10 protein-coding genes are annotated in these 13,972 nt (G+C 72.6%); 5 read left to right on the top strand and 5 right to left on the bottom strand.

Annotated features, from left to right (window positions below; translation table 11 throughout):
• Window positions 1-91: 91 nt before the first annotated feature.
• Window positions 92-1,465, top strand: a complete 1,374-nt coding sequence (locus tag QC818_RS02545; RefSeq protein ID WP_309651273.1) for an NCS2 family permease — start codon at window positions 92-94, stop codon at window positions 1,463-1,465.
• Here the strand turns inward: QC818_RS02545 and QC818_RS02540 are convergent.
• Window positions 1,452-2,135, bottom strand: coding sequence for a TetR/AcrR family transcriptional regulator (locus QC818_RS02540; RefSeq protein ID WP_309651272.1), 684 nt, complete (start codon window positions 2,133-2,135; stop codon window positions 1,452-1,454). The genes QC818_RS02545 and QC818_RS02540 overlap by 14 nt on opposite strands.
• Window positions 2,136-2,313: 178 nt before the next feature.
• Between QC818_RS02540 and xdhA the strand changes: the two genes are divergently transcribed.
• The 4 genes from xdhA to guaD are packed head-to-tail and all read left to right on the top strand — an operon-like array spanning window position 2,314 to window position 8,451.
• Window positions 2,314-3,798, top strand: coding sequence for a xanthine dehydrogenase small subunit (xdhA, locus tag QC818_RS02535; protein ID WP_309651271.1), 1,485 nt, complete (start codon window positions 2,314-2,316; stop codon window positions 3,796-3,798).
• The gene (gene xdhB, locus QC818_RS02530) at window positions 3,782-6,238 is read left to right on the top strand and encodes a xanthine dehydrogenase molybdopterin binding subunit (RefSeq protein ID WP_309651270.1); all 2,457 of its coding nucleotides are present in this window, start codon (window positions 3,782-3,784) and stop codon (window positions 6,236-6,238) included. Before xdhA ends, xdhB begins: the two co-directional genes overlap by 17 nt.
• Window positions 6,225-7,091 carry a xanthine dehydrogenase accessory protein XdhC gene (gene xdhC, locus QC818_RS02525; RefSeq protein WP_309651269.1) on the top strand — a complete coding sequence of 289 codons (867 nt, stop codon included), beginning with the start codon at window positions 6,225-6,227 and terminating at the stop codon, window positions 7,089-7,091. The genes xdhB and xdhC overlap by 14 nt, the downstream gene beginning before the upstream one ends.
• A 34-nt stretch (window positions 7,092-7,125) precedes the next feature.
• Complete coding sequence (guaD, locus tag QC818_RS02520) at window positions 7,126-8,451, top strand: guanine deaminase (protein ID WP_309651268.1); 1,326 nt, start codon at window positions 7,126-7,128, stop codon at window positions 8,449-8,451.
• 103 nt (window positions 8,452-8,554) lie between these two features.
• Here the strand turns inward: guaD and QC818_RS02515 are convergent, their stop codons facing one another.
• The 4 genes from QC818_RS02515 to cydB are packed head-to-tail and all read right to left on the bottom strand — an operon-like array spanning window position 8,555 to window position 13,970.
• Window positions 8,555-9,550: an adenosine deaminase gene (locus QC818_RS02515; protein WP_309651267.1), complete on the bottom strand. Its 996-nt coding sequence runs from the start codon at window positions 9,548-9,550 to the stop codon at window positions 8,555-8,557.
• 26 nt (window positions 9,551-9,576) lie between these two features.
• A complete protein-coding gene (cydC, locus tag QC818_RS02510) occupies window positions 9,577-11,310 on the bottom strand; it encodes a thiol reductant ABC exporter subunit CydC (protein WP_309651266.1) in 1,734 nt (577 codons plus the stop codon).
• Window positions 11,303-12,964: a thiol reductant ABC exporter subunit CydD gene (cydD, locus tag QC818_RS02505; protein WP_309651265.1), complete on the bottom strand. Its 1,662-nt coding sequence runs from the start codon at window positions 12,962-12,964 to the stop codon at window positions 11,303-11,305. Before cydD ends, cydC begins: the two co-directional genes overlap by 8 nt.
• Window positions 12,965-12,968: 4 nt before the next feature.
• On the bottom strand, window positions 12,969-13,970 hold the full coding sequence (gene cydB, locus QC818_RS02500; RefSeq protein ID WP_309651264.1) for a cytochrome d ubiquinol oxidase subunit II: 1,002 nt from the start codon (window positions 13,968-13,970) through the stop codon (window positions 12,969-12,971).
• Window positions 13,971-13,972: the final 2 nt, after the last annotated feature.

Here is a 13,972-nt window from a genome sequence, read left to right as displayed (position 1 = left end):
CCGTGACTAGCCTTGGCTTCGATCATCTTGACCGATAGGTCAGGAAATGACACCTTCCACCTACCGCCCACAACAACAACAGGGTTCAACCATGCAAGAGACAACCACCCGCACCGCCGGGGAGCTCCGCTCGGACACCCCTCGCCAGGAGGGCCTGCCGCGCCTCGACCAATGGTTCGGCGTCAGCCGCCGCGGCTCGTCGCTGAAGACCGAGATCCTGGCCGGCATCGCCACCTTCCTGGCCGGGATGTACATCATCGTGGTCAACCCCGCCGTGCTCTCCGACGCCGGCATCCCCTTCTCCGCGGCCCTCTCGGCCACGGTGCTGATCAGCTTCATGAGCAGCCTGGCCATGGGCCTCTACGCCCGCAACCCCATCCTGGTGGCGCCGGGCATGGGCATGAACGCGCTCTTCACCTACACCCTGGTGCTCGGCGCCGGCCTGACCTGGGAGGTCGCCCTGGGCTGCGTGTTCTGGTCCGGGGTGATGTTCGCCGTGCTGGCGGTGTTCAACGTGCGCCGGGCGATCATCGAGGCCATCCCGCTGTCGCTGCGCTACGCCATCACCTGCGGCATCGGCCTGTTCATCACCTTCATCGGCCTGCAGAACGCCGGCTTCATCGTCGGCAGCGACGCCACCCTGGTGTCGCTGGGGGCCATGGACGCCAGCCTCGCCACCTTCTTCATCGGCCTGGTGGCCACCGCGGTGTTCGTGATCCTGCGCTTCAACGGCGCCCTGATCATGGGCATCGCCCTGACCACCCTGCTGGCCGCGCCCATGGGCCGGCTGTGGGGCGAGGAGGTGATGGTCGCCTGGAACGGCCTGGCCGCCTGGCCCGACTTCGGGGCCGTCATGAAGGTGGACATCCTCGGCGCCCTGGAGGTGGCCTACCTGCCGTTCATCTTCGTGATGCTGTTCACCAACTTCTTCGACGCCCTGTCCTGCTTCATGGCGCTGTCGGAGTCCGCGAACCTGAAGGACGAGGACGGCAATCCGCGCAACCTGAAGCGCTCGATGACGGTGGACGCCTTCGCCTCGATGATCGCCGCCCCGCTCGGCACCAGCGCCGCCCAGACCTTCATCGAGTCCGGCGCCGGCGTCGCCCAGGGCGGCCGCACCGGCCTGGTGGCGGTGGTCATCGCCCTGCTGTTCCTGCCCTTCCTGTTCCTGTCGCCGCTGCTGTCGCTGGTGCCGGGCATCGCCACCGCGCCCGCGCTGGTGCTGGTCGGGCTGTTCATGATGGCGCCCATCGGCAAGATCGACTGGCAGCACTTCGACCAGGCGTTCCCGGCCTTCCTGGCGATCATCCTGATGCCGCTGACCTACTCCATCACCCTGGGGATCGCCTTCGGCTTCATCAGCTTCGTGCTGATCAAGGCGCTGACCGGCCGCCTGAGCGAGATCAAGCCGGCCATGTGGGTCAGTGCCGCGCTGTCGGTGCTGATGCTGCTCACCGCTCAGTGAGGGTCGCCGGATCCTCGACGCGGCCTGCGGGGTGCTTCACCCCGCAGCCCTTGATCACCACCCGGGTCAGGAACTCGGTGATCTCCTCCAGGTCGTCGTCGCCGAGCGCGTCGCGCCCGGTGATGCCCAGCACCTGGGCCTCGAAGTCGGCGTAGTGCTGGGTCGAGGACCAGATCAAGAAGATCAGCCACACCGGGTCGATCGGGTCCATCAGCCCCCGCTCGGCCCATTCCCGGAACACCGCCGCGCGGCTCTGCACCCAGTCGCGCAGCTCGCCCTTCAGGTACTCCTGGAGGAAGGGGGCGCCGCCCAGGATCTCACTGGCGAACAGCCGCGATCCCTCGGGATGCCGGCGCGAGATCTGCATCTTGGAACGGATGAAGGCCGACAGCACCTCGGCCGGATCATCCTCCGGCGAGATGTCGTCGAGCATGGCGTTCCAGCGCTCCATCATCCGCTCCAGCAGGCGCACGTAGAGCTTGCGCTTGCTGCCCATGTAGTAGAGGACGTTGGACTTGGGCAGGCCCGCCTGCTCGGCGATCTCCTGCAGGCTGGCGCCGCGGTAGCCGTGGCGGGCGAACACCCGCTCCGCCGCCGCCAGGATCGCCCGCTCGTTGCGCCGGCGGATGGCGCCTCCCTCCGTGTCGTTGCCGTGTCGTGCCTTGGCCATGGGCCCTCGCTGTTCGAATCGTGATGGGGCGAAAGCTTGCCTGAGAGGCGGGAGCCAAGCAATTCGACAGGGGACGACGAAAAAAGTGGCGACGAAAACTTGTCAAAGCTGACCATATGGTCAAGAATCAGGACATCCCTTGCCAATCGGCTTACACAACCACAATCGGAGCCGGCCCATGATCGACTTCTATCTCAACGGCAGGCGTCAGCGCTGCCAGGACGTGACCGCCGACACCAGCATCCTCGAGCTGCTGCGCACCGGCCTCGGCCAGACCGGGACCAAGGAAGGCTGCGCCTCCGGCGACTGCGGCGCCTGCACCGTGGCCATCGGCGAGCCGGATGCCGACGGCGAGCTGGTCTACCACAACGCCAACGCCTGCATCACCCCGGCCCACCAGCTGGACGGCTGCCACCTGGTCACGGTCGAGGGCCTGGCCGACGGCGACACCCTGCACCCCGCCCAGGCGGCCATGGTCGACTGCCACGGCAGCCAGTGCGGCTTCTGCACCCCGGGCATCGTGATGTCGCTGTTCACCCTCTACGAGAACCAGCGTCGCCAACCCGCGCCGCTGACCCAGTCGCGCCTGGAGGAGGCCCTGGGCGGCAACCTGTGTCGCTGCACCGGCTACCGGCCGATCCGCGAGGCCGCCCTGGCGATGGGCGACTACCCCGCCGCCGACCCCGCCTGGGCCGAGGACGACCAGCTCGCCGGCAACGTCGCCTGGCTGCGCCGTCCGCGCAACGGCGCGCCCGCCGCCGAGGGGCACTACGTGGCCCCCCAGGACCTGGCCGCGCTGCGCGCCCTCAAGGGCCGGCGTCCCGGGGCCCGGCTGGTGGCCGGCGGCACCGATCTCTGGCTCGAGACCACCCAGCAGCTCAAGCCCCTCGACGACGTCATCGACGTGCGCCAGGTGGAGGAGCTGGGCGCCATCGAGGAGACCGCCGAGGGCTGGTGGATCGGTGCCGCCGTGACCCTGGCCCGGCTCACGCCGCTGCTCGCCGAGCCCTACCCGGCCTTCGAGCACCTGATGCACCGCTTCGCCTCCTCACAGATCCGCAACCGCGCGACCCTGGGCGGCAACATCGCCAACGCCTCGCCGATCGGCGACACCCCGCCGGTGCTGCTGGCCCTCGACGCCCGGCTGCGCCTGGACGGCCCCCGGGGCGAGCGGGAACTGCCCCTGGCGGACTTCTTCCTGGACTACAAGCAGACGGCGCTGGCCGAGGACGAGTTCATCGCCGCGATCTTCCTGCCGCGCCCGGCCGACGAGCAGAATCTCAAGGTCTGGAAGCTGTCCAAGCGACGTGAGGACGATATCTCCGCGGTGCTGGGCGCCTTCGCCTGGCGACTCGAGGAGGGCGTGATGCGCGACGTCCACCTGGCCTTCGGCGGCATGGCGGCGATTCCCCGCCGGGCCCCGGCGGCGGAGGCCGCCCTGGAGGGCCAGGCCCCCGACGCCGCCGCCTTCGACGCGGCCCGCGCCGCGCTGGCCGAGGAGCTGACGCCGATGAGCGACGTGCGCGGAAGCGCCGACTACCGCCGCGTCGCCGCCGGCAACCTGCTGGAGCGGCTGCGCCTGATGCTCGACGGCCCGACCGCCACCGACGCCGACAACAACAACCCTGCGACCAAGGTGACCCTCGATGCGTACGCTCACTGACATTGCCCAAGACACCTCCCGTCGCAACCAGGGCGACGCCCCCCTGGCTCGGGAGACCGTCGATCCCCGGGGCGGTGCCGGCAGCGCCCGGGCCCACGAGAGCGCCGTCAAGCACGTGACCGGGCGCGCCGCCTACATCGACGACATCCCCAGCCCCGCCGGCACCCTGCACCTGGCGCTGGGGCTGTCGCCGGTGGCCCACGGCCGGCTGACCCGCCTGGACCTGGAGAAGGTCAAGGCGGCCCCGGGCGTGGTGGACGTCATCACCCTGGCCGACGTGCCCGGCCACACCGACATCGGCCCGGTCTTCCCGGGCGACCCGATCTTCGCCGACGACGAGATCAGCTACGTCGGCCAGTGCCTGTTCGCCGTGGCCGCCGAGAGCCACAAGGCCGCCCGCCTGGCCGTCCGGGAGGCGGTGGTCGAGATCGACGAGCAACCGGCGTCCCTGGACCCGGTGGCCGCCGCCGAGCGCGAGGACTTCGTGCGGCCCACCCACGTCCACGAGCGCGGCGACTGGCGGCAGGCGCTGAGCGAGGCGCCCCACGTGATCGAGGGCGAGCAGTTCGTCGGCGGCCAGGAGCACTTCTACCTGGAGGGCCAGGCCTGCCTGGTCCAGCCCACCGAGGACGAGGGGGTGATGGTCTACACCTCCAACCAGCACCCCAGCGAGACCCAGAAGCTGGTCGCCGAGGTGCTGGGCATCCCCTTCCACGCGGTGACCATGGAGATGCGCCGCATGGGCGGCGGCTTCGGCGGCAAGGAGACCCAGGCCTCACCCTGGGCCTGCATCGCGGCCCTGATCGCCAGGCGCACCGGCCGGGCCGCCAAGATCCGCCTGCCCCGGGCCGAGGACAGTCGCGCCACCGGCAAGCGCCATCCCTTCCATAACCGTTATCGGCTGGGCTTCGACGACCGGGGCGTGCTGGCCGGCGGCGAGATCACCGTGATCGGCGACTGCGGCTATTCCCCGGACCTGTCCGACGCCATCGTCGACCGGGCCATGTTCCACGCCGACAACGCCTACTCGCTGGGCGACGCCCGGGTCACCGGCCAGCGCGCCAAGACCCACAAGGCCTCCAACACCGCCTTCCGCGGCTTCGGCGGCCCCCAGGGCATGATGATCATCGAGCGCGCCATGGACGACATCGCCCGCCACCTGGGCGAGGATCCGCTGACCGTGCGCAAGCGCAACCTCTACCGCGCCCAGGACCCGGACGGCAAGCCAAGGGACGTGACCCACTACGGTCAGCGGGTCGAGCAGCTGGGCCTGCTCCACGACCTGGTCGACCAGCTCGAGGCCAGCAGCGACTACTGGGCCCGTCGCCGGGAGATCGCCGCCTTCAACGCCAAGAGCCCGATCGTCAAGAAGGGCCTGGCGCTGACCCCGGTGAAGTTCGGCATCTCCTTCACCGTCCAGCACCTCAACCAGGCCGGCGCCCTGCTGCTGGTCTACACCGACGGCAGCGTGATGATCAACCACGGCGGCACCGAGATGGGCCAGGGCCTGCACACCAAGGTCTGCCAGGTGGTGGCCCGGGAGCTGGGCCTGGACCTGGAGCGGGTGCGCATCAGCGCCACCCGCACCGACAAGGTGCCCAACACCTCGCCCACCGCCGCCTCCAGCGGCGCCGACCTCAACGGCCAGGCGGCCCGGGACGCGGCCAGCAAACTGCGCGAGCGGCTGTTCGACTTCGCCGCCGCCCACTTCGACCGCGAGGCCGGCGGGCTCGACCGCGAGAGCATGCGCCTGGAGGACGGCCACCTGGTGGCCGGCATCGGCGAGGCCCAGCGGCGCATTCCCTGGGGCGAGCTGGTCCAGGAGGCCTACATGGGCCGGGTGTCGCTGTCCGAGAAGGGCTTCTACGCCACCCCGCTGATCCACTACGACCGCGCCACCGGCCGCGGCCGGCCCTTCTACTACTACGCCCACGGGGCCGCCGTGGCCGAGGTCGAGGTCGACACCCTGTCCGGCGAGTATCGGGTCAGCCGCGCCGACATCCTCCACGACGTGGGCGACTCCCTGAACCCGGCCATCGACATCGGCCAGATCGAGGGCGGCTTCATCCAGGGCATGGGCTGGCTGACCAGCGAGGAACTGGTCTGGAACGACGCCGGCCGGCTGGTCTCCGACGGCCCGGCCACCTACAAGATCCCGGCCTTCGGCGACCTGCCCGAGACCTTCAACGTCGAGCTGCTGCAGGGCCACCCGAACTCCCAGGCCAGCATCTACCGCTCCAAGGCGGTGGGCGAGCCGCCCTTCATGCTGGCCATCTCGGTGTGGTCGGCGCTGCGCGACGCCCTGGCGAGCCTCGCCGACTACCGGATCAGCCCGGCGCTGGACACCCCGGCGACCCCCGAGCGGGTGCTGATGGCCGCCGAGGCCCTGCGCCGGGACGCGGCCGCCCCTGCCACGAGGCGCGACCATGCGCCGGCCTGAGCCCTGGCACGCGGCCCTGGACCGCCTGCAGCGCCAGGCCCGCCCCCACGCCCTGGCCAGCGTGGTGGGCGTGGCCGGCTCCACGCCCCGGGAGCCCGGCGCCAAGATGGTGATCACCGAGGACGCCGTCCACGACACCCTGGGCGGCGGCACCTTCGAATTCCAGGTGATCGAGGCGGCCCGGGACGCGCTGGCCGCGGGCCACGCCGACACCCGGCTGGAGGCCTTCCCGCTGGGCGGGCGCTCCGGCCAGTGCTGCGGCGGCTATGTCCACGTGCTGATCGAGCTGTTTCCCGGCGCCGAGATGGACGTCGCCCTGTTCGGCGCCGGCCATGTGGGTCAGGCGCTGGTCGAGGTGCTCGCCCCCCTGCCCTGGCGGGTGCTGTGGTTCGACAGCCGGGAGGACGCCTTCCCGGACGGCGGCGCCGACCGCGAGCGCCTGCACCACCGGCGCTTCGTGATGGGGCCCGAGGGCCCGGACGCGGCCGCCGCCGTGGCCTCGCTGCCGGCGGGCTGTCACGCCCTGGTGATGACCCATGACCACGCCGAGGATCGCGCCCTGGTCGACGCCCTGCTGCGGCGCGGCGACTGCGCCTCGATCGGCCTGATCGGCTCCGACAGCAAGTGGGCGAGCTTCCGCCGCCGGCTGACGGACGCCGGCCATGAGGAGGCGGCGCTGGCGACGGTGCGCTGTCCCATCGGGGTGCCCGGGGCCCACGGCAAGCGGCCCTACGAGATCGCCCTGGCGGTGGCCGCCGAACTGCTGACCCTCAAGCCCGACACCACGCGCCAGGACCGCCGCGGCGTGTCCCCCGAGACCCTGCGCGCAGGCTTTTCCCCTACACGCGACTGAGCGCCGGCCTGGCCGGTGCCCATCGGAGATTCCCATGACCGATTCCCGCACTTCCATGCGCGTCCTGCGCGGCCCCCTGCTGAGCTTCGACGGCGACCCCGGCGACGGCGACGCCCCGGCCCCGGGCAGCGTCCGTCACCTGGAGGACGGCGCCGTCTGGCTGGTCGACGGCCATGTCCGCGCCGTGGCCGACTACGCCGAGCTGGCCCCGCACCTGCCCGCCGACATCGAGGTGGTGGACTACTCGGACAAGCTGATGATGCCGGGCTTCATCGACAGCCACGTGCACTACTCCCAGCTCGACATCATGGCCTCCTACGGCCGCCAGCTGCTCGACTGGCTCAACGACTACACCTTCCCGGCGGAATGCCGCTTCGCCGAGCGCGCCCACGCCGAGTCGGTAGCCGAGGCCTTCCTAAACGAGACCCTCCGGGCGGGCACCACCACCGCCCAGGTGTTCTGCACCTCGCATCCGGGCTCGGTGGACGCCTTCTTCACCGCCGCCCGGGGCCGCGGCCTGCGCATGCTGGCCGGCAAGGTGCTGATGGATCGCCACGCCCCGGAGGCCCTGGTGGACGACACCCTGGGCGGGCTGCGCGACAGCGAACGGCTGATCGGCGACTGGCACGGCAAGGGCCGGCTGGGCTACAGCCTGACGCCGCGCTTCGCCCCCACCTCGACCCGCGAACAGCTCGAGGCCACCGGCGCGGTGCTGCGCAACGCCCCGGACCTGCACCTGCAGACCCACCTCTCCGAGAACGAGGGCGAGATCGCCTGGGTCGCCGAGCTGTTCCCGGAGTGCCAGGACTACCTGGCGGTCTACGAGCGCTACGGGCTGGTGGGGCCGCGCAGTACCTTCGCCCACGGCATCCATCTGGACCAGCCGATGCGCGAGCGCCTGGCCGGCGCCGGCGCCAGCATCGCCTTCTGCCCCACGTCCAACCTCTTCCTGGGCAGCGGGCTCTTCGACCGCCAGGCCTGTCGCGAGGCCGGCCTGGCCACCAGCCTGGCCAGCGACGTGGGGGCCGGCACCGACCTCTCGGGCCTGGCCACCCTCAAGGCCGCCTACCAGGTCGGCCAGCTGCTCGGCCAGCCGCTCACCGCCTGGCAGGGCTTCTACCGGCTGACCCTGGGCAACGCCCGGGCCCTGCACCTGGACGATCGCATCGGCCGGCTGCGCGAGGGCGGCGAGGCCGACATCGTGGTGCTCGACCCGGCGGCCACGCCGCTGCTGGCCCGGCGCACCGCGCGCTGCCAGACCCTGGCGGAGCGGCTCTTCGCGCTGATGATGCTGGGCGACGACCGGGCGGTCTACGCCACCTGGGCGGACGGACGCAAGGTTCACCAGCGGGCGGCCTGAACGCCGCCGCAACAGGCATTGGGTGTGGTACCCCTTGGGCGGCTCGCGAGAGCCGCCCCTTTTTTTGCGGTGGTCAAGGGCTGTGGGGGGCGAGGCAAGCGCCTCAACGGCAGGCGGCGAGACGCTCGCGCAACTCGCCGCGGCGGGCCTCGCTCATGAAGGCGGCGTCGATGGCATTGCCGGCCAGCTCCAGGAACACCTCCCGGGACCAGCCGAAGGCTCGCCGGCAGGCGATGAAGTTGTCCAGCATGCCGCCGCCGAAGTAGGCGGGATCGTCGGAGTTGAGGGTGATATTCAGGCCGGCGTCGAGCAGCCGCGGCAGGGGATGGTCCTCGAGGCGCTCGACCACCCGGAGCCGCAGGTTGGACAACGGGCAGACGGTCAGCACCATGGCCTCGTCGCACAGCCGCTCGACCAGGGTCGGATCCTCCAGGCAGCGCACGCCGTGATCGATGCGGCAGACGTCGAGGACGTCCAGCGCCTCGAGGATGTAGTCCGGCGGACCCTCCTCGCCGGCATGGGCGACCCGGGCCAGGCCCAGGGCCTTGGCTCGGCGGAAGACCTCGGCGAACTTGGCCGGGGGGTGGCCGACCTCGGCGCTGTCGAGGCCCACGGCATCGAGGGTCTCCCAGTAGGGGGCGGCCCGCTCCAGCAGCTCCAGGGCCTCCTCCGCGGGCCGGTCGCGGAGGAAGGCCATGATCATCGCCGAGGACAGGTCGAGCTCGCGCTCGGCGCGACGCCGGGCCCGGCCGAGCCCCTCCATGACGGTGGCCAGCTCGACGCCCCGCGCCAGGTGCGCCTGGGGGTCGACGTGCATCTCCACGTGCACCACGCCCTCGGCGGCGGCGCGGCGGAAGTAGTCCATGGCCAGGTCCTCGAAGTCCCGGGCGCTGCGCAACACGCTCATGCCCTGGAAGTAGAGGTCCAGGAAGGACTGCAGGTCGCGGAAGTCGTAGGCGGCGCGGATCGCCTCCACGGAGTCGTAGGGCAGGCGGATGCCGTTGCGCTCGGCGAGCGCCATCATCATCTCGGGCTCCAGGGTGCCCTCGATATGCAGATGCAGCTCGGCCTTGGGCAGGGCCTTGAGGAAATCCCGCATGGCGCACCTCGCGTCGATACTTTGCCCTATCGTGTCGGATTCGGCGCCGCGGCGCAAAGCCCCCCTCCCTCGTCGGCCGCCAACGCCTGCCAACGACTCACCCCCGGCAGGCCCGGCCCCGCCGCCCGCTCGTGCACCAGCAAGACCACGCTGCGCCCGGCGAGCCAGGCGTCCAGTCGGCCGGCGATGCGCCCGGCCAGGGCGTCGTCCAGCCCGGCGAAGGGCTCGTCGAGGATCACCAGCCCCGGATCGCGCAGCAGCAGCCGGGCCAAAGCCACCCGCCGGGCCTGGCCCCCGGAGAGCCGACGTCCGCCCTCGCCCACCCGGGTAGCCAGCCCCCGGGGCTGCGCCTCGGCCCAGTCGGCCAGCTCCACGGTCTCGAGCACCGCCCAGAGCCTGGCGTCGTCGGCGTCGGGCGCCGCCAGGCGCAGGTTCGCCGCCAGGCTGTCGTCGAACAGCTCGGTGAGCTGGGTCAGGCAGGCCACCCGCTCGGCGAGCGCCGCCGGGGCCAGGGCGTCCAGCGGGATGCCGCCCAGACGCAGCCCGCCGGCATCCGGCGCCAGCTGGCCGCTCAGCAGCGCCGCCAGGCTGGACTTGCCGCTGCCCGAGGCGCCGTGGAGCGCCAGGCGGTCCCCCGGCGCCAGCCGCAGGTCGAGCCCCGAGAACACCGGCGCCAGGGCCCCGGGGAAGCGCAGCGCGATCCCCGCCAGCTCGACCGACAGCGGCCCCGCGGGCAGCCGCGACCTCGCCGCGGGGGCCGGGCGGCGGGCCTCGGCCAGGGCATTGAGGCGCTCCGCGGCGGCCAGGGTGGCGCCGGCCTGGGTGAAGGCCAGCGGCAAGGCGGCCAGGGCCTCGTTCAGGGCCAGCACCGCCAACGGCATCATCACCATCACCGGCCCCGACAGGGCGCCCGCCTGCCAGCCCCGGGCGGCGCACCACAGCACCAGCAGGGCGGTCCCGCCGACGGCCAGCCCGGTCACCGCCGAGCCCAGGGCCGCGGCCCGGCCCAGCCGACGCTGATCGGCCTCCAGCCGGTCCTCGATGGCCGACAGCCGCCGCCGCTGCACGGCCAGGCTGCCGTAGGCCTCCAGCTCGGCCAGGCCCTGCAGGCGCTCCAGGACGGCGGCCCTCAGCCGCTCCAGCTCGTCGACCCGGCGACGGCTGGCGGCCAGGCCCAGCCGCGCCTGGCCCAGGGTCAGCCAGCCCCAGGCCACACCCAGCCCCAGCGCCACGGCGAGCCCCGCGGCCGGCGCCCACGGCGCCAGCAGGCCTGCCAGGCCGAGGATCGCGGCCAGCGCCACCCCGGCCGGGGCGACCAGGCGCAGGAAGAGGCTGTCGAGGGTGTCGATGTCGGCGGTCAGGCGATTCAGCCAGTCGCTGGCCCGACGACGACTCAGGGTCCGGGCGTCGAGGCCGGCCAGCACCGCGAACATTCGCCCGCGCAGGTCGGCGAGCAGGCGCAGCACGGTGTCGTGGTTGTAGAGGCGCTCCAGGTAGCGCGCCACCGTCCGGGTCAGGGCGAAGGCGCGGATGCCCCCGCCGGGCACGTAGACGTCCAGGGTCAGCGCCGCGCCGCCGGCCAACGCCATGCCGGCGAGCCCCGTCGCGGTGATAAACCAGCCGGACAGGGCCAGCAGGCCGACCGCCGCCGCCAGGGCCAGCGCCATCAGCGCGACGCCGCCCAGCAGCCGCCCGCGGCGACGCGCCAGCAGGCGCCACCAGGGCGCCAGGGTGGCCAGCGGACCGGGCGACTCAGCCATCGGACACCTCCTCGACGCGTCCCTCGCGCAGCCGCAGCCGGCGGTCGGCGAGCGCCAGGGGCGCGGCCTGATGGCTGGCGATCACCAGGGTCCGCCCCTGAGCGGCCAGCGCCCGGAGGCCCTCGAGCACCTCCGCCTCGCTGGCGGCGTCGAGGCTGGCGGTGGGCTCGTCGAGCAGCACCAGCGAGGCCGGGGACAGGAAGACCCGGGCCAGGGCCAGGCGCTGGGCCTGGCCGCCGGAGAGCCCCGCCCCCCGCTCGCCCAGGCGGGCGTCGAGGCCGTCCGGCAGGCTCGCCACCAGCGGCGCCAGCCCCGCGGCGGCGATCGCCCGGCGCAGGGCCGCCTCATCGGCGTCGGGGGCGGCCAGCCGCAGGTTGTCGGCCAGGCTGCCGTGGACCAGCAGCGGCCGCTGATCCATCCAGGCGATGTCGAGCCGGGCGCGGCGCAGCGCCCCGCCCTGGTGGTCGACGAAGCCCGCCAGCAGCTGCAGAAGGGTCGACTTGCCCGCCCCCGAGGGGCCGGCGATCGCCAGGATCTCGCCATGGCGCAGGGCCAGGTCCAGCGGGCCGAGCACCCGGCCGCGCTCGGGATGCGACACCGCGACGCCTTCCAGCTCGAGCAGCCGGTCGGCGCGACGGGGCGGATCGGCGGGGCCGGCCGGACGGCGCGGGGGCTCGTCGAGCAACGCCGCCATGCCGTCGGCGGCGCCCAGGGCGGCGGCCCGATCATGGTAGTGCTGGGCCAGGCTGCGCAGCGGCTGGAAGAACTCCGGGGCCAGCAGCAGGACCGTCAGCCCGGAGGACAGCGTGAGGGCGTCGGCGGGCCCGAAGGCGATATAGCCGAGCAGCCCGAAGCCCACGTAGATGGCCACCACGGCGATGGCCACGGCGGCGAAGAACTCGAGCACCGCCGAGGACAGGAAGGCCAGGCGCAGGGTGCGCAGGCTGCGGCGACGATAGTCGTCGGCGGCGGCGTGGACCTCGCCGGTGGCCGCGGCGGCACGCCCGAACAGCTGCAGGGTGGCGATGCCGCGCACCCGGTCGATGAAATGGCGGGAGAGCCGCGCCACGGCGTCGAACTGCTCGCGATTGAGCCGCTCGGCGCCCATGCCCACCAGGGCCATGAACAGCGGGATCAGCGGCGCCGAGAGCAGCAGGAAGAGCGCGGCCAGCCAGTCCAGCCAGGCCACCACCGCCAGCACCAGCAAGGGGATCGCCACCGCCAGCGCCTGCTGAGGCAGGAAGCGCGCCACATAGCCGTCCAGGGCCTCGACCTGGTCGACCGCCCGGTTAGCCAGGCTGGCGCTGTGGTGGCCGGTGAGGCCCACCGGGCCCAGCCGCGCCAGGTGGTCGAGCAGTTCGCCGCGGGCCCGGCGCCGCAGGCGCAGGCTGGCGGCCAGGCCCGCCGCCTCCTGGCCCCACTGGGCCAGGGCGCGGGCGGCCACCAGCGCCGCCAGGACGGCGAAGCTCGGCCACAGCGACGCCAGCGGCGGCGCCTCGACCACCAGGGTGGCGATCAGCCGGGCCAGCAGCACCAGCTGGACGATGGTCAGGACGCCGGCGACCAGGCCGCAGGCCACGGCCAGCGCGAGCCGGGGGCGTTCGGCCCGGGCCAGGCGCGCCAGCCAGGCTCGGGCATCGCGCGGTGCCGCCACGGCCTCAGTGGTACCCCTCGCCGTGGCGGACCTTGCCGCGGAACACCCAGTAGGTCCAGGCGGTGTAGGCCAGCACGATGGGGATCACGAACAGCATGCCGAGCAGCAGGAAGAGCTGCGACTCCGGCGCCGAGGCGGCCTCCCAGAGGGTGTAGTCCGGCGGCACGATCACCGGCCACTTGCTGACCACCAGGCCCAGGTAGGTGAAGGCGAACAGCCCCAGGGTGGCGATGAACGGCTGCCCTTCCCGGCGCGCCCGCACCGACTGCCACAGCCAGACGGCGCTGGCCAGCGCCAGCGCCGGGAAGACCCAGATCAGGTGCAGGTGGCCGAACCAGCGCTGGCGCACCGCGGCGTCGACGAAGGGCGTCCACAGGCTGATCGCGGCGAACACCGCCAGCACCGCCAGCAGCAGCCGGGGCGCCAGCCGGTAGGCCCAGGCCTGGGTGTGGCCCTCGGACTTCATGATCAGCCAGGTGGCGCCGAGCAGCGCATAGCCGGCCATCAGGCCCAGCCCGGTGAGCACCGTGAAGGGCGACAGCCAGTCCAGAGGGCCGCCCACGTAGACGAAGTCATCGACCGCGAAGCCCTGGATGTAGGCGCCGACCACCGCCCCCTGGGCGAAGGCGGCCACCGCCGAGCCCCAGCTGAAGGCGCGGTTCCACCAGCGGCGGTGGCGATGCGACTTGAAGCGGAACTCGAAGGCGATGCCGCGGAAGATCAGCCCGGCCAGCATCAGGAAGACGCCGATGTACAGCGCCGGCAGGAACACCGAATAGACCAGCGGGAAGGCCGCCAGCAGCCCGGCGCCGCCCAGCACCAGCCAGGTCTCGTTGCCGTCCCAGACCGGCGCCACCGAGTTCATCATCACGTCGCGGCTGCCCTCGTCCGGGGCGAAGGGGAAGAGGATCCCCACCCCCAGGTCGAAGCCATCCATCAGCACGTACATGATCACCCCGAAGCCGATGATGGCGGCCCAGATCAGCGACAGATCGAACATCTCCATGG

Origin of the sequence: Halomonas koreensis (assembly GCF_031451675.1) — a bacterium.
In the GTDB taxonomy this organism is placed as follows: domain Bacteria; phylum Pseudomonadota; class Gammaproteobacteria; order Pseudomonadales; family Halomonadaceae; genus Halomonas; species Halomonas koreensis.
The sequence above is the reverse complement of the archived record's forward strand: the minus strand, read 5'-3'. Positions and strand labels throughout refer to the sequence as shown.

Coding starts and splice junctions, on each gene's coding strand:
- xdhA (WP_309651271.1), top strand. CDS start 2,314: ATGATCGACTTCTATCTCAACGGCAGGCGTCAGCGCTGCCAGGACGTG.
- cydC (WP_309651266.1), bottom strand. CDS start 11,310: ATGGCTGAGTCGCCCGGTCCGCTGGCCACCCTGGCGCCCTGGTGGCGC.
- guaD (WP_309651268.1), top strand. CDS start 7,126: ATGACCGATTCCCGCACTTCCATGCGCGTCCTGCGCGGCCCCCTGCTG.
- cydB (WP_309651264.1), bottom strand. CDS start 13,970: ATGGAGATGTTCGATCTGTCGCTGATCTGGGCCGCCATCATCGGCTTC.
- QC818_RS02515 (WP_309651267.1), bottom strand. CDS start 9,550: ATGCGGGATTTCCTCAAGGCCCTGCCCAAGGCCGAGCTGCATCTGCAT.
- xdhC (WP_309651269.1), top strand. CDS start 6,225: ATGCGCCGGCCTGAGCCCTGGCACGCGGCCCTGGACCGCCTGCAGCGC.
- QC818_RS02545 (WP_309651273.1), top strand. CDS start 92: ATGCAAGAGACAACCACCCGCACCGCCGGGGAGCTCCGCTCGGACACC.
- QC818_RS02540 (WP_309651272.1), bottom strand. CDS start 2,135: ATGGCCAAGGCACGACACGGCAACGACACGGAGGGAGGCGCCATCCGC.
- xdhB (WP_309651270.1), top strand. CDS start 3,782: ATGCGTACGCTCACTGACATTGCCCAAGACACCTCCCGTCGCAACCAG.